This window comes from Hyphomicrobium sp. NDB2Meth4 (genome assembly GCF_900117445.1).
Classification (GTDB): Bacteria; Pseudomonadota; Alphaproteobacteria; order Rhizobiales; family Hyphomicrobiaceae; genus Hyphomicrobium_A.
Genome location: NZ_FPEJ01000005.1, coordinates 334,508 through 356,714 on the forward strand (window position 1 = coordinate 334,508; position 22,207 = coordinate 356,714).

Sequence of the window (22,207 nt, forward strand, 5' to 3'; positions counted from 1 at the left end):
GCTCACGATCCTTGCACGACAGAGTGCGCTGGCAGCCGCCCGACGCCTGCCATCGCATGCGCAGCCTTGATCCATTGGCACCAAGCCTCCAGCCCCTCGCCGGTCCGCGCCGAAAGCTGCAGCACCTTGATGCGCGGGTTCACCTTGCGCGCATTAGAAATGGTCTCCGCGACGCTGAAATCGACGTGTGGCAGCAGGTCGATCTTGGCGATGATCATGAGGTCCGCGGCATGGAACATGTCGGGGTACTTGAGCGGCTTGTCCTCGCCTTCCGTCACCGACAGGATCACCACCTTGTGCGCCTCGCCCAGATCGAACGCGGCGGGACAGACGAGATTTCCCACGTTCTCGATGAACAGCACGCTGTCGGCGGCGGGACTCAGGTGCTCGATGGCATGCCCGACCATATGCGCATCGAGGTGGCAGCCCTTGCCCGTGTTCACCTGGATCGCCGGGACTCCTGTAGCCCGGATGCGGGCGGCATCGTTGGACGTCTCCTGATCGCCCTCCACGACCGCGACGGCTAGCTCCGCCGCCAGACACTCGATTGTTTTGACGAGAAGGGTTGTCTTACCTGATCCCGGGCTCGACACGAGGTTCAATGCAAGTATGCCCTGGGCATTTAAATGCGCGCGGTTGTCCGCGGCGTATGCGTTGTTCTTCGACAGGATCTCCTGCTCAATCGCCACCGTGCGTGCTCGGCTCAAACCGGGCACGTGCGCATGCCCCTGGCCATAGGTGATAGCACCCTCGCCGTGCCGGTGATCGTGGTGGTGATGTACGTGATCGTCGCCGTGATGATGATCGTGGTGAACGTTGTGCTCGTGCTCGTGCCCATGCGCATGACTCACACCGTCGGCGTGAGTGTGGTGGTGATCGTGAGCGTGCCGCCCTCCGGCGTTCTCGATGCGGGTCTCGCCCGCGCCGCAACCGCATACTGAACACATCAGTCGACCTCCAGATCCTTGATCCTCATCTCCTCACCCGCCGTCACCTGCAGTTGATGGCCACCGCAGCCCGGGCATGCGTCATAGCGCTGGCGAATGGAAACGGTCCGCTCGCACATGAGGCACCACGCGCGGCCCTCGGTGTTGATGATCTCGAGCACGGCATTCTCCGCCAGCGTACCCCGCTTCACGACATCAAAGCTGAAGTAGAGCGCCTCCGGCTCGATACTCGACAGCGCACCGATCTCAAGCCTCACCTTGCGCACGCGGGAAAACCTTTGACGGCGCCCTTCGTCTTCGAGGATGCCAAGAATGCTTTCGGAGATGGCCATCTCGTGCATCAGTGAACCCTCACCTCGTAACCGACGCAAGGGTCGACCGACGACACAAACAACGAGGCGAGTGCATGGACGTCGCCGTCGCGGACGGCGATCTCAGCGAGGCCCTGCGCTGCAGCACCCGCCGAGTGAAAGTTCCATTCCGTCGGCGCCAGGATCGCGTAGCGCTGCACAACTTCATCGGCGATTTCGACACCGTGCACGAGACGCCCCCGCGCCGCTTCAACATGCGCGATGCCCCGCCCCTTGGGCAAACGTGCTGGTGGCGAGGCAAAGCCGTCGTCTGCGCAGAACACATCTGAGATCTGCCCCGGCAACTCGGCCATCTCGACCAACCGGGCCGTCAGGCGCGCCAACAAACCGGCCCCGTGCGCTCGCATCGTGTCCTTGACCAACGGATGCTCGACCTGTCGCGACAGAACACTTGTCTCACACGCCGCCCCATCCCACTCCGGCGCCGCCACGAAGGCCGAACTTTCTGAGCCGAAGAGGTGCGAGGCTATTTCCTGCTCCGGCAAATCCGGGAGCATATTGAGCGGAGCGCTACCAGCGTCGGCCCATGCTCGGTCAATCACCGTTCTGACGAGCTTCTGCGCCGGGGTCCGGCCGGCTTCGCACCAATCATCGAGATCGGCCCGCGTCGTGCGCTTATGCCACTGATGAAGCGGCTCCGTCAGAACGAGATCGCGGAGTAGTTGCTCGGCCTCAGCAAGAGAAGGCTGCAGTGCAGCGCAAGCTTCAGTCAAATCGACGGCGATCGTAAACGCTCTCGCGACGGGGTCGATGGCTCGTCGCGCCATCGTGAAAAGGCGCATGACGCGCAGCATTTCATCCGGTCGAGGCGACAGACCGAGGAAACTCGGCCAATCCATCGCCGCTCGAACCATATGCTCTCGAAGCATCTCCAAGAGAACGAGCGCCTTGCGCACCTGTTGCGTTCGCGGTGAGACGCTTATGCCGAGGGCACGCTCGCACGCCGCCACAGCGGCCGAACCTTGGGCCACGCCACAGATATTGAATAGCAGGGGGATCGTTTTCACCACATCGTGGGCCCTGCCGCCGGCAAGAACGCGCGTGATACCAAGGGGACGGCTTGACGCGATACTGGCCCGCCCGGAACCATCGGGCGTGCGATCCAGATCGATCAAGAGACGCCCCTCGACGCTCATGCTGCAGGATCCTGCTTGCCGGTGAGCTTGCCAGTTAGAAGCCCTCGTCGCGACATACTTGTGGCCGGTCGCTCGACGGTCGCCGCCGCTTGCGTCTTGGCTTCCTCGGTTGGGGCGTCGATGTCAGCATCAAAGAGCGCTTCGAGCGCTGCACGCCCGGCGATCCGCGCCGCTACCTGATCCTGAAACTCCAGCACGGGCGAGAATAGCGAACACATCTGATAGCGCCCGATGCCTTCCTCCTCGCCGATAAGGAAATCGAAGCGACCGGCGGGAAAGCGATGCGCAATCTCCGCACCGATCGCGAGATTGCGCCAAGCGTCAGCCTGATCGGTCCTCTGCGCCAGCAGCATCAGGTTGATGAACCACGGCGTGACGACGAGAGCGAGCCAATGCCCGTTCCAATCCTGTACGCCGATCACCTCCACCTCGAGGCGCGGATTGATGATCGGAACGCCATGCATGCGCTCGGTCCGGATCTTGTTAAAGACCGCTGCCAGCCTCTCCGACAGTTCCACGATCTCAGGGGCTTCCGACATTGGGCCCTCCCTCGAGAACCATGAAGCCGGACCTCGCGCCGTCGCAGTTTGGGCATGTCCAGTGGTCGGGCAGGCGTGAAAACGGCGTACCTGGCGGGATCTGCCAATAGTCGTCACCCTGGGCCGGGTCGTAGACATACCAGCAGATCTTGCACTCGAGCCGCGTGTGGTCGGTGATTTTTGCGGCATCACCGCCATACGATCCTGCAAAGAAGCCCCCGCTCATCGGTACACCCCCAGGATCTCTTCGATGCGTTGCGCGCTGTCCGCCAAGTCCTCAGGAGCGGCGCACGCAACACCCGGCACGTCCACGATTTCGATGGTATTGAGCACGACGGTGTCACGCGAATTGTAGTATCTCACCCACCAAACGTTGCGCGTTCCAGTCGAGGTGATGCGACAGTTGCCGTAGCCGCGCGAGAGAACCGTCACTGATCCGGGCCCGAGCCGGTGATCGAGGAACGCGACGTCCTCCTCGCTGAGCGGCAGCAGCGTGAGATTGATCACGTATGCCTCAGCACCCGGCCGGTGCGCAGCGATCTTGTCGTCCAGCTCTGTCGCCAGCGCCGCTGCATTGACCACACCCGGAGGCAGGCTGCCGCGGTGGGAGCTCCCCTCCAAGGTTCCCTGATGCGCGATATCTAGTACCAGAGACGGGAAAGAGCCGACCTCGATGCAGTCGTGCTTGATTCTTCCCGTTACACCGTATTCCTGCACGCGCCAGACGCCTGCAAATACCGACTCCTGTGCCTGAAACGTTGATCCAGCGACTATCGATACCTCACCGTCGCCCAACGCCTGATCTAGAAACGTGCGGTTTTGCGCATCAAGATCGGTGATGTCGATCGCGAACGGTGGGTCGTTGGCCCGCTGCGCGCTCGCGGCATCACGGATCTTGGCGAGGATGTCCAGCGCGTGCTCAACGCCCTGCGCGTCGTCCGGCTCCGGCAGCGCAGGCGCGGAATACGTGCGCATGGCCTTCGGCATTTCCATGTATTCGAGTTCGGCGCCATCCTCGCTCGCCGGCTGCGTTCCAGCGCCGACGATGCCGCCCATGTTGAAACCGCTCATTGGAACTCTCCCCGTGCCGAATTCTCGCCCTCGCGTGCCATCCCGTTGGAGTAGCAGCCATCCGGGAACTCGAACGGCGGCGGCTCGCTCACATCGCGAGCCAGAATGGCCGCGATCTCATCCAGGTATTCCGACCAGTCGAGCACGCGCGAAAGCACGCCGAGGTATCCGGTGCGGCGCATGAATACGATCGAGGGAAAGGCGTTGAAGCGGAAACGCCGTTGCAACAGGCGCTCGGAAGGCTTGGCCACCAGTGCCGGCGTGAGCTTGCCGCCGTAGACCTTGAGTATCTCCGGCAAGATGACGGCGACGTCGTTGCTTTCTACCAGACGCTCGGCGTCGCCGGGAAAGAACAGGACGCTGTGCTCGCGTGCCTCGAGGAAGCCGTCGAGCGATTCCGTGTCGACGAGAGTGAAGCCGTGCCGTGCCGTCAGTGCTTCGATCAGCGGCGTGGTCATCGCAGAGGTATCCTCATGTTCGGCCCTTGGTGCGTTGGACCTTGAGATGCTCGGGAAGCTCGGGCTCGCGTCCGGCGAGATCGGGAAAGAGCCTGTCGAAGTCAGCAGAGGGATCCGTCCTCGCGACGGTCAACGCGTCGAGCGCTTTGCCGATGAGAGCGGCCTGCTCAGCGCTCACGACCTCGCGTGCGGCGTCCAGGAATACGAGCACCCAGGTATCGGGCCGCTGCTGGCCAACGAGCGCCATGTCGACCCAGGACTGCTCCTGGCGCCCCCTGCCGTAGCGCTCGCACAATGCGCGACCGGGGAGCACTTTGAGAACACGCATGGGAATTGCGATGCACATAACTAGGGGTCCTCAGTCGCGGATGGTGCCGCTGCCGATGCCAGCACCCGCGGATCGCCGATGCGGCAGGCTTCGCTCTCCGACGGGCGCTCGCCCTCATAAAGCGCGAGCGCGAACTCCGGCGAGGACAGTGTGGCCGTGTCGGGAAGTGGATGAAGCAGCCGGTGGGGATTGACGCCGAAGCGGGCCAGGTATTCGAGCACTAGTTCGCCAGCGGGGCCGATCTGACGCTTGACCACATCGCGTAGCGAGCCGCCGAAGTCGTCAAGCTCGACCGGCTGCACGCCGATCAGGCACAGGTGCTGCGGCAGGTCCCCCAGCATATCCGCCATGGCGAGCACTTCCTGGAACCCGGTCTGGTGCAGGCTCATCTTCTTGGCGCCGAGAAACTTTGGCACCTCATCCTGCTCGATGACTTTCAGGGTCCCCGGCGCAAGGCCGTAGTCGATGGCGTCAAGCACGACGAGAACGTCGGCGTTGCGGACGTGCTCGATCAGATAGATGCCCTGCGTGCCGCCATCCATGAGCGTCACGTGCTCGGGAAATACGAAGCCGCGATGCAGCGCCTCCACGGCGCGCACACCGAAACCCTCGTCTGCCCAAAGCAGGTTTCCGATCCCAAGGACCAGAACTTGCGGTCGTTCCTCCATCGCACACCCTTATTTTTTTGGGGCCGAGTGTTGCGTTAACGTCCGTAAAGCAAGGGTCGGACCAAACCCCAAAGATGCGATATCACGCCGCTTTCAGCGCGACTTGCGTCAGCGCGCTGCAAACAGTCCTTCCAGCCTCCTGATCCAACTGAAAAGTAACTTTCCAGATCTCGTGCCAGCTTTGATCTCGCGCAAACGAGGCATCGCTTAAACAAAAAATGCCCACCCTTGGGCAGGGTGGGCAGGCAGGAAGCCACACTGGGGCGCGGGCCGGGAAAGCCTTGGCTGGTACAGGTGCACTACGCGTGGTCGTCGTCCGCGGGGCGGGCGTCCTTGAATGTGCGCCAGCCCGTGATCATCGTGCTCAAGATGCTTTGACGGGACATGATGTCCTCGCGCAGCGCAGCGTAGACGTGGACCATCACGAAGATCAGGATCACCCACATTCCAAGGTGGTGATAGGTGTGGACCCACTGGCTATTTCCGAAGAGCGGGATCACCCAACTGGAGAACAGCGTGTACTGCCAGGAATTCATGCCTTCGCCCTCGCCGTAGAGCGCGAGGCCCGTGATCATCATGAAGATGATGCCCCACACGAACAGCAAGTGCATGGCGAGCGTGGCGAGTGGGTTATGGCCGACATACTTCTTCGGCTCCGAGGCGATGAACGCGTACCACGCAATCTCGTGCCGCACCTCCGCCCACCATTTCGCGCTGAAGATCGGTGGCAGAAAGATCTGGCGTGCATGATCGTTGCCAACGAAAGCCCAATAGATGCGTAGCGCGAAGGCGACAATCAGCACATAAGCCGCTGCAAAGTGCGTAAACCTGATGTAACCCATGAGGAAATGCTCGCTTGCCTCGCCCGGCATTGTCGGCAGGGGACTGCCGATAAAGTAGCCGCTTAGGCAGAGCGTCAGGATCGCCAGGGCGTTCACCCAGTGCCAGAGGCGCAGCGGTCCCTCGTACACATAGACCTGGGTTTGGGCATGTGATTGGTCTGCGGTTGTCATGGCGCCCCCTCAAGCCGCGAGGAGGTAAGTGCCGGCCGCGGCAATCGCCGTACCAGCAGTAATCGAGGCATACCGAACATTCGTGAGGGCAAGCCCAAGGCCGATGCCCGCCACGTGCAGCGTCGCCGTAGCGATGGCGAAGCCCGCCATGTACGCGAGGATGCTGCCGGTCGCCTCGGCACCGTGCGCGTGGCCGTGGCTGATGGCGAAGACAGCAACAACGAGCACGCCGACGGCCAATGGGAGCTCAAGGCGCGCTACGATCATCAGACCCAGCAGGATCACCGACAGCGCGATGGCCGTTTCGACCATCGGCAGAGCAACGTTGAGATACCCGAGCGTCGCGCCCAGCAGCATGGCGACGACAAAGGCAGCTGGCGCTACCCACATGCGCCCCGTTTCGTTCTTGTTGGCGAGCGCCGACCAGATGCCGACGGAAAGCATCGCCAACAAATGATCAAGGCCGCCAAAGGGATGGCTCACGCCGGCGAAGAAGCCGCTGGTGTGCCCGATCCCTGTGTGCGCAAACGCCGGCCCTGCCCCACTCGCCAGGACGGCGAGAGCAGCGATGGCGACAATCCGTTGATTTCTCATTGTCATTATCCTTGTCCTCCCGTCTCAGCGCACTTTCACGCGCGCCAGCTCCCGGCCATCCTCGCTCATGACGTGGGTCGAGCACGCAAGGCAAGGATCGAAGCTGTGAATCGTACGCAGTATCTCGACCGGCTCCTCGGGGCGCTCGACCTTGGTGTCCATGAGCGAGGCCTCGAAAGCGCCGATGTTACCCTCGTTGTCGCGCGGTGAACCATTCCAGGTTGTCGGCACGACGCACTGGTAGTTGTCGATCTTGGTGTCCTTGATCTTGATCCAGTGCGCCAAAGCCCCGCGCGGCGCCTCGGAGAAGCCGACGCCCTTGGCTTCCTTCGGCCAAGTTTCCGGGTCCCAGCGCTCGACGTTGGCAGTGGAGGAATCGCCCGCCTTGATGCGCGCGATCAGCTTGTCCATGAAATGGCGCTGCAGGTGGCAGCAGCGTTGCGCCTCAAGCGCGCGGGCTGCGGTCCGCCCCAGCGTAGAGAAAAGCGCGTCGATCGGCACGTTTAGTGCGGCGAGCGTCGCGTTGATTTGCTCGGTGATTTCCTTGTGTCCTGAAGCATAACCGACCACGTAGCGGGCGAGAGGACCGACCTCCATAGCGTGTCCCCGCCAGCGCGGCGCCTTGATCCAGGAGTACTTGGCGTTCTCATCAAGCTCGATGATGTTAGTCTTGGTCCCCTTAGCGTTTGGACCAAGCTCGTAGTGCGGCACGGTAATACCGTCCCACGGATGCAGACCAACTTTTTCGTCAGGATACCTGTACCACGAATGGGGCACGAACTCCTGGATCTGCTCGGGGTCGCGCAGATCCACAGGGTGCACTTCCTTGAGGTTGCCGTTGATGACCGCACCCTGCGGCAGCAGCAGATTGGCTGCCGAGTAGTCGTTTGCGTTCTCGGGGATGTCTCCATAGGCGAGCACACTTTTGCCAGACAGCCCGCCGCCGTAGAGCCAGCCCTTGTAGAGGTTGCCAATCGCGATGATGTCCGGGATGTAGACGTTCTCGACGAACTCCGTGGTCTGGTTGATGACGTCAGACACAAAGTTCAAGCGCTCCATGTTGATCGCGCCAACGGCGCCGACCCCATCGACGTTGATCGCACACGGCACGCCGCCGACGATCCAGTTTGGATGAGGATCCTTGCCACCGAAGATAACGCGCGTCTTCATGATCTGCGATTGGAAGTCGAGCGCCTCGAGGTAGTGCGTGGTGGCCATCAAGTCGGCCTCGGGCGGCAGAAGGTAGGCAGGATTGTCCCAATAGCCGTTCTTGAAGGGGCCCAGCTGCCCGCTTTCGACGAACCGTTTCAGACGGTTCTGCACGTCACGGAAATAGCCCGGCGATGACTTCGGGTGCTTAGGGGAAACCTTTTGCTGCAGCTCACTGGTCGCCTTCGGGTCGGCCTTTAGGGCGTTGACGGGATTGACCCAGTCAAGTGCATGCAAATGGTAGAAATGCACGAGGTGGTCATGGATCTGCAGCGACAGCTGCATGATGTTGCGGATGGAGTTTGCGTTCTCGGGGATCTTGATATCGAGCGCATCCTCGACCGCGCGCACTGAGGTAAGCGCGTGCGTGCCCGTGCAAACCCCGCATATGCGTTGCGTGAAAGCCCATGCGTCGCGCGGATCCCGCCCCTTCAGGATGACCTCGAGCCCGCGCCACATGGTGCCGGTCGACACCGCATTGTGAATTATATTGTCGGGGCCGATGTTCACCTCGCAGCGCATGTGCCCCTCGATGCGGGTCAAGGGGTCGACCACGACGCGCTTGCCGCTGGTATCGAGGTTGAATCCGTTTGGCGTCTGAATGGCCATTATTCGTTCCCTCCCTTGGTGCGCGCGCGCTTCACGGCGCTGACTGCTGCGTGCGCAGCGACCGCGGCACCGACGACGCCGGCCGTGGCGAGACCGATCTCGTCCGCGTTCGCCTCGACGCCGAACTGATTGATGTTGGTGAGCCGGTTGTAGAACGAGCCGTTATCCCAGAACCCGTCCTCCGAGCAGCCGATGCAGCCGTGACCTGATTGGATCGGGAAGGACGTGCCGCCGTACCAGCGTGTGGTCGAGCACGCGTTGTACGTGGTCGGACCTTTGCAGCCCATCTTGTAGAGGCAGTAACCCTTGCGTGCGCTTTCGTCGTCCCACTGCTCGACGAACTGGCCGGCATCAAAATGCGGTCGCCGATAGCACTTGTCGTGAATGCGCTGAGAGTAGAACATCTTCGGCCGCCCTTGACGATCGAGCTCGGGCAGCTTCTCGAACGTCGCGATATACGTGATGATCGCCGTCATGACCTCCGGAATGGGCGGGCAGCCGGGCACCTTGATGATCGGCTTGTCGTAGATAACCTTGTGGATTGGCACGGCCTGCGTCGGGTTGGGTCGCGCGGCCTGCACGCAGCCCCACGACGCGCACGAGCCCCAGGAGATGATCGCCTTGCAGTTGGAGGCAGCCTTCTTCAATTGGTCGAGATAGGGCTTACCGCCGATGATGCAGTACATTCCATCCTCGTTGAGCGGCGGGTTGCCTTCACAGGCGAGGATGTAGTTTCCGGCGTACTTCTCGATGATCTCATCAACGATCGCCTCGGCTTGGTGTCCGGCCGCGGCCATGATCGTGTCGTCATAGTCGAGAGAGATCATCGACAAGATGACGTCGGACGCGAGCGGGTGCGCGGAGCGGATGAAGGCCTCCGAGCAGCACGTGCACTCGAGACCGTGCAGCCACAGCACCGGCGTGCGGGGCTTGGTCTCAAGTGCGTTGGCCATCGTCGAGACGAACTCTGGCCCGAGCCCGAGCGAAGCAGCGGTCAAGCTGCAGAATTTGAGGAAGCTTCGGCGGGATATGCCCTGCCTCCGCAGTACTTCATAGAAGGTCTCGGTCATTGCTGGCGTTTCTCCCTCGCGCATCGCTGCTGTTCGGCGATGTCGTTCGTTAGAGTCACAGAGCAAGACGCGGACCAATCTTTAGTTATCTTTTAAAATCCGTGATTTGATCGCCTGGCGCACCCCCCGGTCCTGGTTGATGGACTCTCACCATCGATACGAAGTGGATAGCGACTGACCGCCGCACGCTCGGTTGCTCGAGGTCAGTTTGAGGAGACCAATTGCCGAGTGCAGCGCAGCACGCGCACGCCTCTGCATGCGCTCTCAGTCGTCAGCAAGACTCGGCAAACGCTACTCGCTGGCGATGTAGCTGCGCAGGAGTTGCGTCACGTGTTGCATCTCATCGAGCCGATGCATGAAGACGTCGCGCATGCCAATCACCCCGACGAGGCAACCACCATCGACGACTGGCACGTGACGGATGTGGCGCGCGGCCATCACCTTTGACACCTCTGCGAGATTGTCCTGCGGGCTGCAGGTGACGACATTCTTCGTCATCAATGAGGAGACGGGGAGTGTATGCAGCTGCCCGCGATGAAGCGCCAGCGCATATGTGACGTCGCGTTCCGAGATGATTCCGTCGACTGACCGGCCATCCTTGCTGACGACCATCGCGCCCATCCGCTCTTGCTGCAGCCGGCGCGCAAGTATTGCGATACTTTCGGACGGCTTGATCGTCACCGCCCCTGGAGCCTTTGTTTTCAGCAGGTCGGCAACTTTGTTCGAACGTCTCGTTCTCATATGTCCCGCTGCCTCTTGTTGACCGCCGCGCGATGCCTGCGGCTGCGAGGCCGCGTACGGAGCAAGACCCAGACCAATTTGGAATCGCAGCATCTATACCGCCCTTCCGGGAGCGCGTTCCCGATCGCACTGGGCGCGATGTTTTCATTTCGTCACCGCGATGGATGCACGCTGACCACTTGTGTGTCTTGCCCATTACTCAGCGCGCCATTCAACGAGGGATGAGTGGCCCACCCTTCCGCTGCATCTCTATCGAGCACTATCGTCCGTAACGATCTCTGGTTGCGTTGCTTGGGTGATAGTCGTGCGTGTTTGGTTATTGGTGGCGTTTGGCATGCTGGCTGTAGCCTGCGCCGCTCCTTCGGCCGCGCAGCAGGTAGAACAGCTCCCGGCGGTGACTGTCGTAACGACCGCCAAGGAGTCAAAGCCAAAGTCCGCGAAGAAAACCAAACCGGCATCACCACCGGTTGAGGCCCAGGCGCCCTCCGCGGGGACCAAGGACGCGCCGGCGACACTGCCTTTCACGCCGCTCGACGTACTAGACCCGCGCAGCTCTCAGGTCGGCGTGGCGCAATCCGCCAGCCAGGGCATCGTCACGGCCGCGGAATTGGCTGCGACGCCTGTCTATCGCACGGGTGAAATGCTCGAAACCGTGCCCGGGCTGACCGTCACGCAGCATAGCGGCGAGGGTAAAGCCAATCAGTACTTCCTGCGCGGATTTAATCTCGATCACGGGACTGACCTCGCCATCTCCGTCGATGGCATGCCGGTCAACATGCGCACGCACGGCCACGGCCAGGGTTACGCCGACACTAACTTCATCATCCCGGAAATCGTGCGCGGTCTCTCTTTTCACAAAGGCCCCTATTTCGCAGAGGAAGGCGATTTCGCCTCAGCGGGCGCCGTTCATCTCGACGTCGTCGACCAGACGCGCCCCAACTTCGCTAAGCTTGAGATCGGGCAATTTGGCCAACGGCGCGCCGTTGGCGCGCAGACCGCTTCGCTCGGCGTCGACGGCTCGATCATGGTGGCCGGCGAGATCGTGGGCTTCAATGGGCCATGGGAGAACCCAGACGACCTGCGAAAGCTCAACGGTGTCGTCCGCTATTCGAACGGCTCCTATGCTAACGGCTTCGCGCTCACAGCTATGACTTACTCAGGCCGCTGGAACTCCACGGACCAGATCCCCCTCAATGCGGTGGAGGCAGGGAATCTTGACCGCTTCGACGCCGTCGATCCGACGGACGGGGGAACCTCTCACCGCTACAGCCTCTCGGGCCGCTGGCATGCAACCGACGCCGACAGTGCGACACGCATCAATGCCTATCTGATCAAGAGCGACCTCGATCTGTTCAACAACTTCACGTATTTCCTCAACGATCCCGTGAATGGCGACCAGTTCCAACAGTCCGACGATCGCGTGATCGCGGGCGGGACCGCGGCGAAAACCTATTACTCTACTCTCCCGGGCATGGCACAGACTGCAGTGACCTTGGGCATCGACGTGCGTTACGACGACATCGATGTCGGGCTGTTCAATACCAGGCAGCGCCAGCGCCTTTCGACCGTGCGCGAGGACGCCGTATCGGAATCGAGCGCCGGGGTGTTCATGGAGAACACCACGCGATGGACTCAGTGGATGCGCACGACGATCGGACTTCGCGGCGATATTTTCAGCGTCGATGTCGCCAGCGATCGCGGGGAGAACTCGGGGGAGGAAACGGACGGGATGCTCAGCCCCAAAGCCGGCCTGGTGCTAGGTCCCTGGGCCAATACCGAGCTGTATCTCAACGCCGGTACCGGCTTCCACAGCAACGATGCGCGCGGCACCGCCACGACGATCGACCCCGTAAGCCTCGCCAACGTGGATCCCTCTCCGCTGCTCGTGCGCTCCAAAGGCGCCGAGGTCGGCTTGCGCTCGCAGCCGACGCGCGACGTCACGACGACGCTCGCTGCCTTTGTTCTAGATTTCGATTCCGAGATCCTGTTCGTGGGCGACGCCGGCACCACGGAGCCAAGCCGGCCAAGCCGGCGCATCGGAGCAGAGTTCAGCGTGAAGGCGCATCTGCTTCGCTGGCTCTATCTTGACCTCGACGCGGCTTACACCCAGGCGCGCTTCACTGACGAAGACCCGGCCGGCGATCGTATCCCGGGAGCTGTAGAAGGCGTAATTTCAGCGGGGCTATCGTTCGCTGAGCTCTGGGGCGGCATGTTCGGCGCCGCAAATGTGCGTTACTTCGGACCGCGTCCGCTCACCGAGGACAACAGCGTACGATCGAAATCGTCAGCGCCGGTCTCCGCGCGACTGGGATACAATTTTGGCCACGGGCTGATCGTGCAAGTCGACGGATTCAACCTCCTCGACGAGACCGCGAGCCAAATCGATTACTACTACGAATCTCGCTTTCCGGTGGCCGCCAGTCCGGAGGGAGGCATTCACTTTCACCCGCTGGAGCCACGCTCGTTCCGGTTGGCGATCACTCAGCAGTGGTAATTGGCTTCTGACTAGGCGAAACAGACTTGAAAAGCGCCGTCTCTTCGGACGCGGATGCCCGCATCGGGTCAGGACGGCACAAAGCCGTCTCCAGTAACGTGGTTCCCCAGACGGCGGATGCCGTTGTCCGACAATGATGGACCTTTCTTTCCCGAGTAGACCACGTGCCTTGACGCGCTAGGGCGCAGCACCCCCATCGGGCTCATGGTGCCCGAGCGAAAGCGCAAGGGCCGCGTCCTCGACCCGCGCCTCTTCCTGATGAACGAGGCGCGCAAGCGCGTTCGCAAAGCGGCAGAATGCCGGGGCAAAAGACTCGTAATACATTGAAATCATTGGTGAGCCCGGATGGGATCGAACCATCGACATCCTGATTAAAAGTCAGGCGCTCTACCGCTGAGCTACGGGCCCCCAAGGGAGCCGTGCTTTTAGGCGGCTTGCCCCCCAAAGGTCAAGGCGACCGGACACTCAAAGCCTTGCCCCACCGGCTTCTCCCCTGTGCGTTTTGGCCCTTAGTCGGCGTCCCCATGCTGCGCTAAAGAAGCGCGCATGGATCAAAGGACCGGAACAGAAGCCGCCCCTCGCGAGGCGGACGGGCACGTGCACCCCGGCGCTCAGGCGCCGCGCGAAACGCTCACCCCTGCCGCCGACCGTCTCAAGGCGATCGGGTTGATGTGCATTGCCGTCACCCTGTTCTCCGCCCTCGACACCTCGGCGAAGTATCTCGTCACGCACGCGCACCTGCCCGCGATCGAGGTCGTCTGGGCACGCTTCCTCGGCCAGTTCACGCTCATGCTGACGCTCCTGACCGCCATGCCGCTGTCGGCGCTTCTGCACACCAGAAAACTGAAGCTGGAACTGACGCGCTCCTTCCTCATGGTGTCGACCACGGCGTGTAACTTCATCGCCCTGCGCCATCTGCGCCTCGACCAGACCGTATCGGTCACCTTCCTGGCCCCGCTCATCGTCGCCCTGCTCGCCGGTCCGTTCCTCGGCGAATGGGTCGGCTGGCGCCGGCTGGTCGCAATCTTTGTCGGCTTCATTGGCGTACTCATCGTCGTGCATCCGGGCTTCGGCGCCCTGCACCCCGCCTTCGCCGTCTCCTTCACCGGCATGCTCGTCTATTCGTTCTTCATGATCCTGACGCGCTATCTCGCGGCCTACGACAAGCCGATCACCATGCTGTTCTATTCGATCCTCATCGGCACGTTCGCGCTCGCGCCCTTTGCCATCTGGCAATGGGTCTGGCCGCAAAACTGGAGCGAATGGCTGCTGCTGTCAGGTCTCGGGGTCTTCGGCGGCGTCGGGCATTACCTTTTCATCCACGCCTATCGCCTCGCGCCCGCATCCAGCGTCGCGCCGTTCCTCTACGTGCAGCTTTTGACGATGGTGGCATTCGGCTTCGCCGTGTTCAGCGATATGCCCGACATCTACACGCTTGTAGGCTCGGCGGTGATCATCGGCTCAGGCATTTATCTTCTGCACCGCGAGAACAAGCTGCGCGCCGAAGTCGCCCCCACCGACCCACCCTGACGGACCGAGCGCAGCGACATGACTTCGTTATCCTCGGGCAGTCCTGCTGCTGTCCGGGTGAGGTCGGCAGCCGCCACCACTCCCGTCATGGCCGAGAAGTCGGCCATCCACGCCACTATCGAGGCGCACAACCGTCGCCAGGAAATGGAGACGTTTCCTCTACCTCTCCAGCAATCTCTCAACGTCGCGATTGCTGAAGCTGGCGTGGACGGCCACCTGCGTGGCCGTGACGGAATCATGTTCTGCGCCTAAGCCTATAGAATTCCGGCTGACTTCGTCATCCTCGGGCGCCAAATGCGCCCGTGCAGCTTGCGTCACCCCTGAAAAACGCCGCCGAAGGCGCCAAGGGCCCAAGGGGGCCCGGCGCGAGCGCCGGCCCTCAACCCGCGCGACATCAGCCGCAGACAAAGCTGCTCACCGCTTGCGTCACGAACAAAAAACGATGCTTCTTGCAGCTCGTGTCAGGCCTACTCGATCTTACTAAGCGTCTCTTCTGCCCAGGCATCGAAGCGCCCCTCGGCAATCGCCGCGCGCATCGCCGCCATCAGCTCCTGATAGAACGCCGTATTCACCCACGACAGCAGCATCGCCCCCAAAAACTCGCCCGAACGAATGAGGTGATGCAGATACGCGCGTGAATAATCGCGCGCGGCCGGGCACGAGCTTTGCGGATCGAGCGGCGCTGAATCTTCCGCGTGCATGGCGTTGCGCAGGTTCACCTTGCCGTTCCAGGTGAAGGCGAGGCCATGACGCCCGTTGCGCGTCGGCAGCACGCAATCGAACATATCGACGCCCCGCTGCACCGACTTGATCAAGTCAGACGGCGTGCCCACGCCCATCAGATAGCGCGGCTTCGTCGTCGGCAGATGCGGCAGCACACCTTCCAGCGTGCGCAGCATCAGCTCCTGCCCCTCGCCCACCGCAAGACCACCGACCGCATAGCCGGGAAAATCCATCGCCACCAGCGCATCGGCCGAGCGCTGCCGCAGCTCCGCATCGGTCCCGCCCTGCACGATTCCGAACAGCGCCTGTCCGGGCGCCGCACGCGTCTCGAATGCGCGCTTCGCCCGCTCCGCCCAGCGCAGCGACAGCTCCATCGCGCGCTCAACCTCCCGCCGCTCCGCCGGCAGCTCGATGCATTGGTCGAGCTGCATCTGAATATCCGAGCCAAGCAGGCACTGGATATCGACCGCGCGCTCCGGCGTCAGCATGTGCCGGCTGCCGTCGATGTGCGAGCGGAAGCGCACGCCCTCTTCGCTCATCTCGCGGATCTTCGACAGCGACATCACCTGAAAGCCGCCGCTGTCGGTGAGGATCGGGCCATCCCAGCGCATGAACGTGTGCAGACCGCCGAGCCGCGCCACGCGCTCCGCACCCGGCCGCAGCATCAGGTGATACGTGTTGGCCAGAACGATATCGGCGCCGGCCGCCTTCACCTGATCGAAGTACAGCGCCTTCACCGTCCCCACAGTACCGACGGGCATGAAAGCCGGCGTGCGCACTGCCCCGTGCGGCGTCGTCAGCAGCCCGAGACGCGCCGCCCCGCTCTGCCCTTTCAGTTCGAAACCGAAACTCGCCACCCGCTCTTGCATCTAACCTATCGCTTTGGCCTTTTTGATCCGCGCACTGCAACTGCCATGTCTCATGGCACCTGTCACGCGGGCGAGGGGTTAATCCGCCCGGAACAACAATGAAGAGTCACCGTATGAATAGAACCGGTAGCCTTGCGCAATCGCATGTGCGTAGGCCGCCTGCATCCGCTCCAGCCCGGCAAACGCCGACACCAGCATGAACAGCGTCGAGCGCGGCAGGTGGAAGTTCGTCATCAGGACATCGACCGACCGGAACCGGTAGCCCGGCGTGATGAAGATGTCGGTCGAGCCGCTGAACGGTTCGAGTTCACCGCTCACCGAAGCCGACTCCAGCAGTCGCAGCGACGTCGTCCCGACAGCCACGATGCGCCCGCCCCGCGCCCGCGCAGCCTTCAGCTCCGCCACCGTCTCGGCACTCACCTCGCCCCATTCGGAATGCATCTTGTGGCCGGAAGTATCTTCCGCCTTCACCGGAAGGAACGTTCCCGCCCCAACGTGCAGCGTCACGAAGTGCTTCTCGATGCCCCGCGCCGCGAGCGCTTCGAAAAGCTCCGGCGTGAAATGCAGCCCAGCCGTCGGCGCCGCGACAGCGCCATCGTGCGCGGCATAGACGGTTTGATAGTCGGCCCTATCCGCCGCCTCGACGCCGCGCTTGCCCGCGATGTACGGCGGCAGCGGCATCTCGCCCACAGCGGCAATCGCCGCATCGAGATCGGGACCGGAAAGATCGAACGCGACGTCGACCTCTCCTGCATCGCCGCGTGCTTCGACGGTTCCATCGAGCGCGCCCTGCATGCACATCTCGCCGCTATGCCCGAAGTGCAGCCGGTCACCCGGCTGCAACCGCTTCGCCGGCCGCGCCAGTGCACGCCAGCGATTGGCACCGAGCCGCTCGATCAACGTCAGTGCCACGTTCGCCGTCAGATCGCCTCGACGACGCACGCCTTCGAGCGCCGCTGGAATGACCCGGGTATCGTTGAAGACGAGCGCATCGCCCGAGCGCAGCAGCCCCGGCAGGTCTCGCACCCCGCGGTCCCCGAACGGGCCGCCACCTTCGGGCACCACGAGCATGCGCGCACTGTCGCGCGGGCTGGCCGGATGCAGCGCGATGGCTGCCTCGGGCAACTCGAAATCGAAAAGGTCGGTACGCATCTAGGTCAAGCGGATCAGCAGCGCCCCGGCGAGAAGCAGCACAGCGCCGCCGACGCGGCCGACGGTGATCTCGCGTACGGCAAGGCCGAAGTAACCGAAGTGATCGAGCACCAGCCCACCGACGAGTTGCCCCGTCACGATGAAAGCCATCGTGGCTGCCGTCCCGAGCTTCGGCGTCAGGATGATCGTAATTGTCACGTATGCTGCGCCTAGGCAGCCGCCGGCGATGAACATCCAGAGCGGAGGCGCGCGCCAAGCGATGGAGACGCCCTGCGCCAAGGAAGAAGCACTCGCCAGCGCCACCAGCACAACCGCGCCGGCGATGAACGACGCCGCCGCCGCGGCAAGGGGAAAGCCCAGATCGCGCGCCAGATGCGCATTGATCGGCGACTGCAGAGCGATGAACGCACCGGCCAGAACACCGGCAAGCCCCCAGACGAAACCCATCATGCGCCGACGTCTCCTTGCGACGGGTATCTCCGTCAACCGCGTCCCGAGAACAGCTCCCATGCGCCGCCCAGCGCCACGATCAGCCAGCCAACGATCATCGTCGTCCCGCCCGTCGGAGCCGCCATCGGGAACAGCCGGTCGCCCGTAAACGTCCTCAGCGCGATGTCGCCGCTGAACAGCGTCGCACCGGCCAGCAGCAGGAACGCAGCAAACAGAAATATCCCCGGATGCGACGCCCGTGCCGCAACCGCGATGATCGCCGCCGAGGCCGTTGCATGCATGATCAGGAAGTACGCCGGCGGCGTCAGTGCGGAAAGATCGCTGCCATGCGCTCCAGCAGCGGCAAGCGCCACGCCCGCCGCACCCGCAAGTCCGGCATAGACAATGAGTGCTGCGCCCATCGTGCTCAGGCTGGAAGCTTCCATGACAAGTCCTCTTTCCGCACTCTTTGTTTACGCTGCGTCCGCGCCGACTTTCACCGACACCATGCGGTCCGGGTTCTGCACTGGCTCGCCGCGCTTGATCTTGTCGACGTTTTCCATGCCCTCGATCACCTTGCCCCACACGGTATACTGGCCGTCGAGGAAGGTGGCATCGTCGAACACGATGAAGAACTGGCTGTTGGCGCTATCCGGGCTCTGCGCGCGCGCCATCGAGCAAACGCCGCGCACGTGCGGCTCGCGGTTGAACTCGGCCTTCAGGTTCGGATAGCTCGAGCCACCCGTACCGATGCCCTTCGGGCAGCCGGTCTGCGCCATGAAGCCTTCGATCACGCGATGGAACGGGATGCCATCGTAAAAGCCTTCGCGCGCCAGCGTCTTGATGCGCTCGACGTGCTTCGGTGCAAGATCGGGACGCAACTCGATCACCACGCGGCCCTGCGTCGTCTCGATGATGAGTGTGTTCTCCGGATCAGGCGTCGCCATGGTTGTCTCCAAGCTGGGGGGTTGAGGCTCGTAGCCGGGTTAGGGTTTAGGGGGTCGCGCCCGCGGGCGCAAATGCCGTGCCCGCGGCCTTCCGACCGCCCTCGCACGCCTGTCGGGGCTCACGCGCACGGCGGGAATCAGGCAGCGCGCACGCTCCAGCACTCTGGCAGGTGCCCCCGCCAGACGGGCCAGGAAATGAGCGTCCGCGCCGTTACTTCTTGGCGTCCGGCTGCAGGTAGACCTTTTCCATGATGTCGGGCACCGCCGGAGGCTCACCCTTGGCGATCTTGTCGACGGCGTCCATGCCGTCGATCACCTGCCCCCACACGGTGTACTGGCCCGTCAGGCTCGAGCACCCCGTATCGTTGAAGCAGATGAAGAACTGGCTGTTCGCGCTATTGGGGTCCGCCGTGCGCGCCGCGCCCACCGTGCCGCGCCTGTAAGGTTCTGACGAAAACTCGGCCGGCAGATCGGGATAGTTGGAGCCGCCCGCGCCGCTACCCAGCGGATCGCCCGTCTGCGCCATAAAGCCGTCGATCACGCGATGGAACTTCAGGCCGTCGTAGAAGCCTTCCTTCGCCAGCGTCTTGACGCGCTCGACATGCTTGGGCGCCAGATCCGGACGCAATTTGACGAGAACCTTCCCGTGCTTGGTCTCGATCACCAGTATGTTGCCGTCGGCGCTCGCCTGTTGCTGGTCCGAGCACGCCGCGCCCGCAAGCGCAAAGAACGCCAGCATGAGGCAAGTCAACATCCGCATGGGGCTTCCCTTCCCGTAGTTTCTGCTGAGGCACTGAGCGGCGGCATTCGAGCATCGACCGCTATCCGTGTCGATTTTACCGCTCCTCGCCGCGCGCGCAACGACGCCGTGCCCGGACTAGCCCTTTTGCAGGGCTTTCGCTTTCAGCTTCGCAGCAACGGCGGGCGAAACGAACGAGGAGGCATCGCCCCCCATTTCAGCGATCTGGCGCACCAGATTCGCTGCGATATGCCCAACCGAGGGGGTCGCCGCGAGAAACACCGTCTCGATGTCGGATGCCATCGCAGCATTCATGCTGCCCATGCGCACCTCGTAATCAAAGTCCGTGGCATCGCGCAGCCCGCGCACGATCACTCCGGCACCTGCAGCACGCGCGGCATCGACCGCCAGCCCGCCGAACGTTGTGATGTCGATCGTGACGCCCGACTCGTCCGCGATGGCTTTTGTCTCCGCCTCCAGCATCGCCACCCGCTCCGCCACGGAAAATAGCGGCCGCTTGGCGTCATGCGTGCCGACCCCGATCACCAGGCGGTCGAACAGACGGCAAGCGCGCGCGATGACATCCGTGTGCCCGAGCGTCACGGGATCGAAGGAGCCGGAATAAAACCCGATGCGTTGCATAGACGGTCAACACGCCTTGAGTTGTATGGGGCCACGCAATGTCGCGGCCACGCAGCCTACATCAACCCCGTAGCGTATCGCGTAAACAAAAAAGAACGGGCGGGGCCTTCCGGCACCCGCCCGATCGATTAATGGCTTTGCCTGGAACCGGCTTACTTCAGCGGCTCGACCGAGCGCGAACCGAAGAGGTCCGATAGGTTGAAGCGATAGCCAAGGTTGGCGGTCACATACAGCGGGTCGAGGTCGTGCTTGGCGGAAACGCCGCTCGAGTAGTTCAGCTCCGTGTCGAGCCACGCCTTCTTCACGTCGATGCCGAGCGACCAGCCCTGGCCGAGGTCGTAATCGACGCCGCCCTGCAGCACAAAGCCCCAGCTATCGTCGAAATCGACGCTGCTGCCAGCGAGGTTCGACTTCTCGTCGAAGTAGTGGATCCACTGCACGCCAGCGCCGACGTAAGGCTTGATGGGGCCCATGCCGTCGAAGTGGTACTGCGCAGTCAGGATCGGCGGAAACACCCACGTGGAGGCCAGCTTGCCGAGGCTGCCAAGCTGGCCCGACTTGCCATCCACGTTCACCTGGGCGAAGCAGCAGAACAGCTCGACGGCCCAGTTGTTGGTGAGATAGTAGGTCAGCGCCAGCGTCGGGATGACCGTGTCGTTGACCTCAGCCGTGCCAAGCGGAACCGGCGACGTGGACGTCGTGTTGTCGTCGAAGATAATGCCCGTCACGCCCAGCTTTGCTTGGAAATTGCCGCTGCTGTCGCCGGCCTGAGCGGGCACCGCCGCCATCACACCCATTACCAGCGCGGCTGCGCTAATCCAGATCGTCTTTGCTCGCATCGTAGTGCCCCTTCTGTCTCAGCCCCGCTTCCGCGCCCCCACGGCGTTCGACTCGGGACCAAATCGATGTGCACAACCTTCCCCTAAACCTGTGAATTGCCGAGGGATTAATCTGCGACTACACTGACGAATATCAGGCCTACAGACGCTCGATCAGTCCCTGTGGCGCGCCCGACACGAAATGGTTGACGCCGCTCAAAAGTATCCTGGCAACTTCGCCGCGCGGCCTTCTGGTCGCACGTCCCCCGGCTTTGATCAGGATCAAGCCCGGAAAGGGCAATGCCGTGCACACTTGAAAACATGACAATCCTTGATAGCAGCGCGCACACCGTGAGCCAGCATCAGCCTTCCCAGCGTCTCGGTCCCCGGATCGGAGAATCGGAAACAGTCATGCGCGAGCATGCGACGCCCGTGCGCGCACGCCGTCGGCAGCGCCTCGCGCTCGATCAGGCGCCCGCCGAGGCCGTCTATATCGTCCGCTCCGGACTGCTCGGCACCGAAGCGTCCCCTCCCGGAAAACACAGGCAGTTGCTGGAGTTATTCTATCCGGGAGACATCATCCGCCGCGCGCTCGTGCCCGACCTTCCGGGCCTCACGCTCACAGCATTGAGCGTCACCGAAGTATGGCGCCTTCCCGCCCGCAGCTTCGATTCGCTGACTGCGGCCAACCCCGATCAGATCAGTCAGACTCAGAAGCGTCTTGCTGAGCAGCACGCCCGTGCGACGCTCCACGCCTCGATTATCGGCGCGTTGAGCGGCGATGAGCGATTCGCTTCTCTGCTGATCGAATTGGGCCTGCGCCTCGGCATGCGCGGGCCGGCTGGGATCTCGTTTGATGTCCCGCTATCGCGCACCGACGTCGCCGACTACCTGTCGCTCAATCCCGACACTTTGAGCCGCATCACGTCGCGCTTCAAATCGCGTGGACTGCTGCAGCACGCCCGCAACGGGCACACCGTGCTTCCCGCCTGGGAGGCGCTGCTGCAGGCAAGCCCGATCGCAACGACGCTGCAGACGCTTCACGCGCCCAGCACCTGAAACCAAACCGGTCGAAAAGCAAGGTCGACACCCTTCCGGGTGCGCGACCTT

Annotated in this window: 26 protein-coding genes and 1 tRNA gene; 4 read left to right on the forward strand and 23 right to left on the reverse strand. The window is 62.8% G+C overall.

The window, feature by feature from the left end:
• Positions 1-2: 2 nt before the first annotated feature.
• The 14 genes from hypB to NDB2M4_RS10555 all read right to left on the reverse strand — a co-directional run bounded on the left by hypB (position 3) and on the right by NDB2M4_RS10555 (position 10,754).
• Positions 3-947 (reverse strand): hydrogenase nickel incorporation protein HypB, encoded by a 945-nt coding sequence (gene hypB / locus NDB2M4_RS10490; RefSeq protein WP_072374341.1) that lies wholly within the window; start codon positions 945-947, stop codon positions 3-5.
• Positions 947-1,288 (reverse strand): hydrogenase maturation nickel metallochaperone HypA, encoded by a 342-nt coding sequence (gene hypA / locus NDB2M4_RS10495; RefSeq protein WP_072374344.1) that lies wholly within the window; start codon positions 1,286-1,288, stop codon positions 947-949. The genes hypB and hypA overlap by 1 nt, the downstream gene beginning before the upstream one ends.
• Positions 1,288-2,454 carry a nickel-dependent hydrogenase large subunit gene (locus NDB2M4_RS10500; protein ID WP_072374347.1) on the reverse strand — a complete coding sequence of 389 codons (1,167 nt, stop codon included), beginning with the start codon at positions 2,452-2,454 and terminating at the stop codon, positions 1,288-1,290. The genes hypA and NDB2M4_RS10500 overlap by 1 nt, the downstream gene beginning before the upstream one ends.
• Positions 2,451-2,993, reverse strand: coding sequence for a [NiFe]-hydrogenase assembly chaperone HybE (hybE, locus tag NDB2M4_RS10505; RefSeq protein WP_072374349.1), 543 nt, complete (start codon positions 2,991-2,993; stop codon positions 2,451-2,453). Before hybE ends, NDB2M4_RS10500 begins: the two co-directional genes overlap by 4 nt.
• Entirely contained in the window at positions 2,977-3,219 is a 243-nt protein-coding gene (locus NDB2M4_RS10510) for a rubredoxin (protein WP_072374352.1), read from the reverse strand. Before NDB2M4_RS10510 ends, hybE begins: the two co-directional genes overlap by 17 nt.
• Positions 3,216-4,064: a hydrogenase expression/formation protein gene (locus NDB2M4_RS10515; RefSeq protein ID WP_072374355.1), complete on the reverse strand. Its 849-nt coding sequence runs from the start codon at positions 4,062-4,064 to the stop codon at positions 3,216-3,218. Before NDB2M4_RS10515 ends, NDB2M4_RS10510 begins: the two co-directional genes overlap by 4 nt.
• The gene (locus NDB2M4_RS10520; protein WP_072374358.1) at positions 4,061-4,522 is read right to left on the reverse strand and encodes a thioredoxin domain-containing protein; all 462 of its coding nucleotides are present in this window, start codon (positions 4,520-4,522) and stop codon (positions 4,061-4,063) included. Before NDB2M4_RS10520 ends, NDB2M4_RS10515 begins: the two co-directional genes overlap by 4 nt.
• 13 nt (positions 4,523-4,535) lie before the next feature.
• On the reverse strand, positions 4,536-4,868 hold the full coding sequence (hypC, locus tag NDB2M4_RS10525) for a HypC/HybG/HupF family hydrogenase formation chaperone (RefSeq protein WP_072374362.1): 333 nt from the start codon (positions 4,866-4,868) through the stop codon (positions 4,536-4,538).
• Positions 4,869-4,870: 2 nt separating this feature from the next.
• Entirely contained in the window at positions 4,871-5,518 is a 648-nt protein-coding gene (locus NDB2M4_RS10530; RefSeq protein ID WP_072374365.1) for a HyaD/HybD family hydrogenase maturation endopeptidase, read from the reverse strand.
• 299 nt (positions 5,519-5,817) lie between these two features.
• Positions 5,818-6,531, reverse strand: a complete 714-nt coding sequence (gene cybH, locus NDB2M4_RS10535; protein WP_072374368.1) for a Ni/Fe-hydrogenase, b-type cytochrome subunit — start codon at positions 6,529-6,531, stop codon at positions 5,818-5,820.
• Between the two features lie 9 nt (positions 6,532-6,540).
• Positions 6,541-7,125, reverse strand: a complete 585-nt coding sequence (locus NDB2M4_RS10540; protein WP_072374371.1) for a HupE/UreJ family protein — start codon at positions 7,123-7,125, stop codon at positions 6,541-6,543.
• A gap of 24 nt (positions 7,126-7,149) precedes the next feature.
• The gene (locus NDB2M4_RS10545; protein ID WP_072374374.1) at positions 7,150-8,943 is read right to left on the reverse strand and encodes a nickel-dependent hydrogenase large subunit; all 1,794 of its coding nucleotides are present in this window, start codon (positions 8,941-8,943) and stop codon (positions 7,150-7,152) included.
• Positions 8,943-10,013 (reverse strand): hydrogenase small subunit, encoded by a 1,071-nt coding sequence (locus NDB2M4_RS10550; protein WP_072374377.1) that lies wholly within the window; start codon positions 10,011-10,013, stop codon positions 8,943-8,945. Before NDB2M4_RS10550 ends, NDB2M4_RS10545 begins: the two co-directional genes overlap by 1 nt.
• 291 nt (positions 10,014-10,304) lie before the next feature.
• A complete protein-coding gene (locus NDB2M4_RS10555; RefSeq protein WP_072375047.1) occupies positions 10,305-10,754 on the reverse strand; it encodes a CBS domain-containing protein in 450 nt (149 codons plus the stop codon).
• Positions 10,755-11,088: 334 nt separating this feature from the next.
• On the opposite strand from NDB2M4_RS10555, the gene NDB2M4_RS10560 reads away from it, so the two are divergent.
• Entirely contained in the window at positions 11,089-13,248 is a 2,160-nt protein-coding gene (locus tag NDB2M4_RS10560; RefSeq protein WP_072375050.1) for a TonB-dependent receptor, read from the forward strand.
• 333 nt (positions 13,249-13,581) lie between these two features.
• Here the strand turns inward: NDB2M4_RS10560 and NDB2M4_RS10565 are convergent.
• A tRNA-Lys gene (locus tag NDB2M4_RS10565) sits at positions 13,582-13,656 on the reverse strand.
• A 138-nt stretch (positions 13,657-13,794) separates the two neighbouring features.
• Here NDB2M4_RS10565 and NDB2M4_RS10570 point away from each other — a divergent pair.
• Together NDB2M4_RS10570 and NDB2M4_RS10575 are read left to right on the forward strand one after the other, a co-directional pair.
• Entirely contained in the window at positions 13,795-14,778 is a 984-nt protein-coding gene (locus tag NDB2M4_RS10570; RefSeq protein WP_083556147.1) for a DMT family transporter, read from the forward strand.
• Positions 14,779-14,796: 18 nt separating this feature from the next.
• The gene (locus NDB2M4_RS10575; protein WP_139247197.1) at positions 14,797-15,030 is read left to right on the forward strand and encodes a hypothetical protein; all 234 of its coding nucleotides are present in this window, start codon (positions 14,797-14,799) and stop codon (positions 15,028-15,030) included.
• A 215-nt stretch (positions 15,031-15,245) separates the two neighbouring features.
• Here the strand turns inward: NDB2M4_RS10575 and tgt are convergent, their stop codons facing one another.
• The 8 genes from tgt to NDB2M4_RS10615 all read right to left on the reverse strand — a co-directional run bounded on the left by tgt (position 15,246) and on the right by NDB2M4_RS10615 (position 21,118).
• Positions 15,246-16,370, reverse strand: a complete 1,125-nt coding sequence (gene tgt, locus NDB2M4_RS10580; RefSeq protein ID WP_072374383.1) for a tRNA guanosine(34) transglycosylase Tgt — start codon at positions 16,368-16,370, stop codon at positions 15,246-15,248.
• A 78-nt stretch (positions 16,371-16,448) separates the two neighbouring features.
• A complete protein-coding gene (gene queA, locus NDB2M4_RS10585; protein ID WP_072374386.1) occupies positions 16,449-17,522 on the reverse strand; it encodes a tRNA preQ1(34) S-adenosylmethionine ribosyltransferase-isomerase QueA in 1,074 nt (357 codons plus the stop codon).
• Positions 17,523-17,972, reverse strand: a complete 450-nt coding sequence (locus tag NDB2M4_RS10590; protein WP_072374389.1) for a DMT family transporter — start codon at positions 17,970-17,972, stop codon at positions 17,523-17,525. It lies immediately after the preceding gene.
• Between the two features lie 32 nt (positions 17,973-18,004).
• Complete coding sequence (locus NDB2M4_RS10595) at positions 18,005-18,397, reverse strand: DUF423 domain-containing protein (protein ID WP_244536130.1); 393 nt, start codon at positions 18,395-18,397, stop codon at positions 18,005-18,007.
• Positions 18,398-18,424: 27 nt separating this feature from the next.
• The gene (locus tag NDB2M4_RS10600) at positions 18,425-18,898 is read right to left on the reverse strand and encodes a peptidylprolyl isomerase (RefSeq protein WP_072374392.1); all 474 of its coding nucleotides are present in this window, start codon (positions 18,896-18,898) and stop codon (positions 18,425-18,427) included.
• 211 nt (positions 18,899-19,109) lie between these two features.
• Positions 19,110-19,652 (reverse strand): peptidylprolyl isomerase, encoded by a 543-nt coding sequence (locus tag NDB2M4_RS10605; RefSeq protein WP_210186537.1) that lies wholly within the window; start codon positions 19,650-19,652, stop codon positions 19,110-19,112.
• A gap of 123 nt (positions 19,653-19,775) precedes the next feature.
• A complete protein-coding gene (gene coaD / locus NDB2M4_RS10610) occupies positions 19,776-20,279 on the reverse strand; it encodes a pantetheine-phosphate adenylyltransferase (RefSeq protein WP_072374394.1) in 504 nt (167 codons plus the stop codon).
• Positions 20,280-20,431: 152 nt separating this feature from the next.
• Positions 20,432-21,118 carry an OmpW/AlkL family protein gene (locus tag NDB2M4_RS10615; RefSeq protein ID WP_072374397.1) on the reverse strand — a complete coding sequence of 229 codons (687 nt, stop codon included), beginning with the start codon at positions 21,116-21,118 and terminating at the stop codon, positions 20,432-20,434.
• 390 nt (positions 21,119-21,508) lie between these two features.
• On the opposite strand from NDB2M4_RS10615, the gene NDB2M4_RS10620 reads away from it, so the two are divergent.
• The gene (locus NDB2M4_RS10620) at positions 21,509-22,156 is read left to right on the forward strand and encodes a Crp/Fnr family transcriptional regulator (RefSeq protein ID WP_171988077.1); all 648 of its coding nucleotides are present in this window, start codon (positions 21,509-21,511) and stop codon (positions 22,154-22,156) included.
• Positions 22,157-22,207 lie beyond the last annotated feature (51 nt).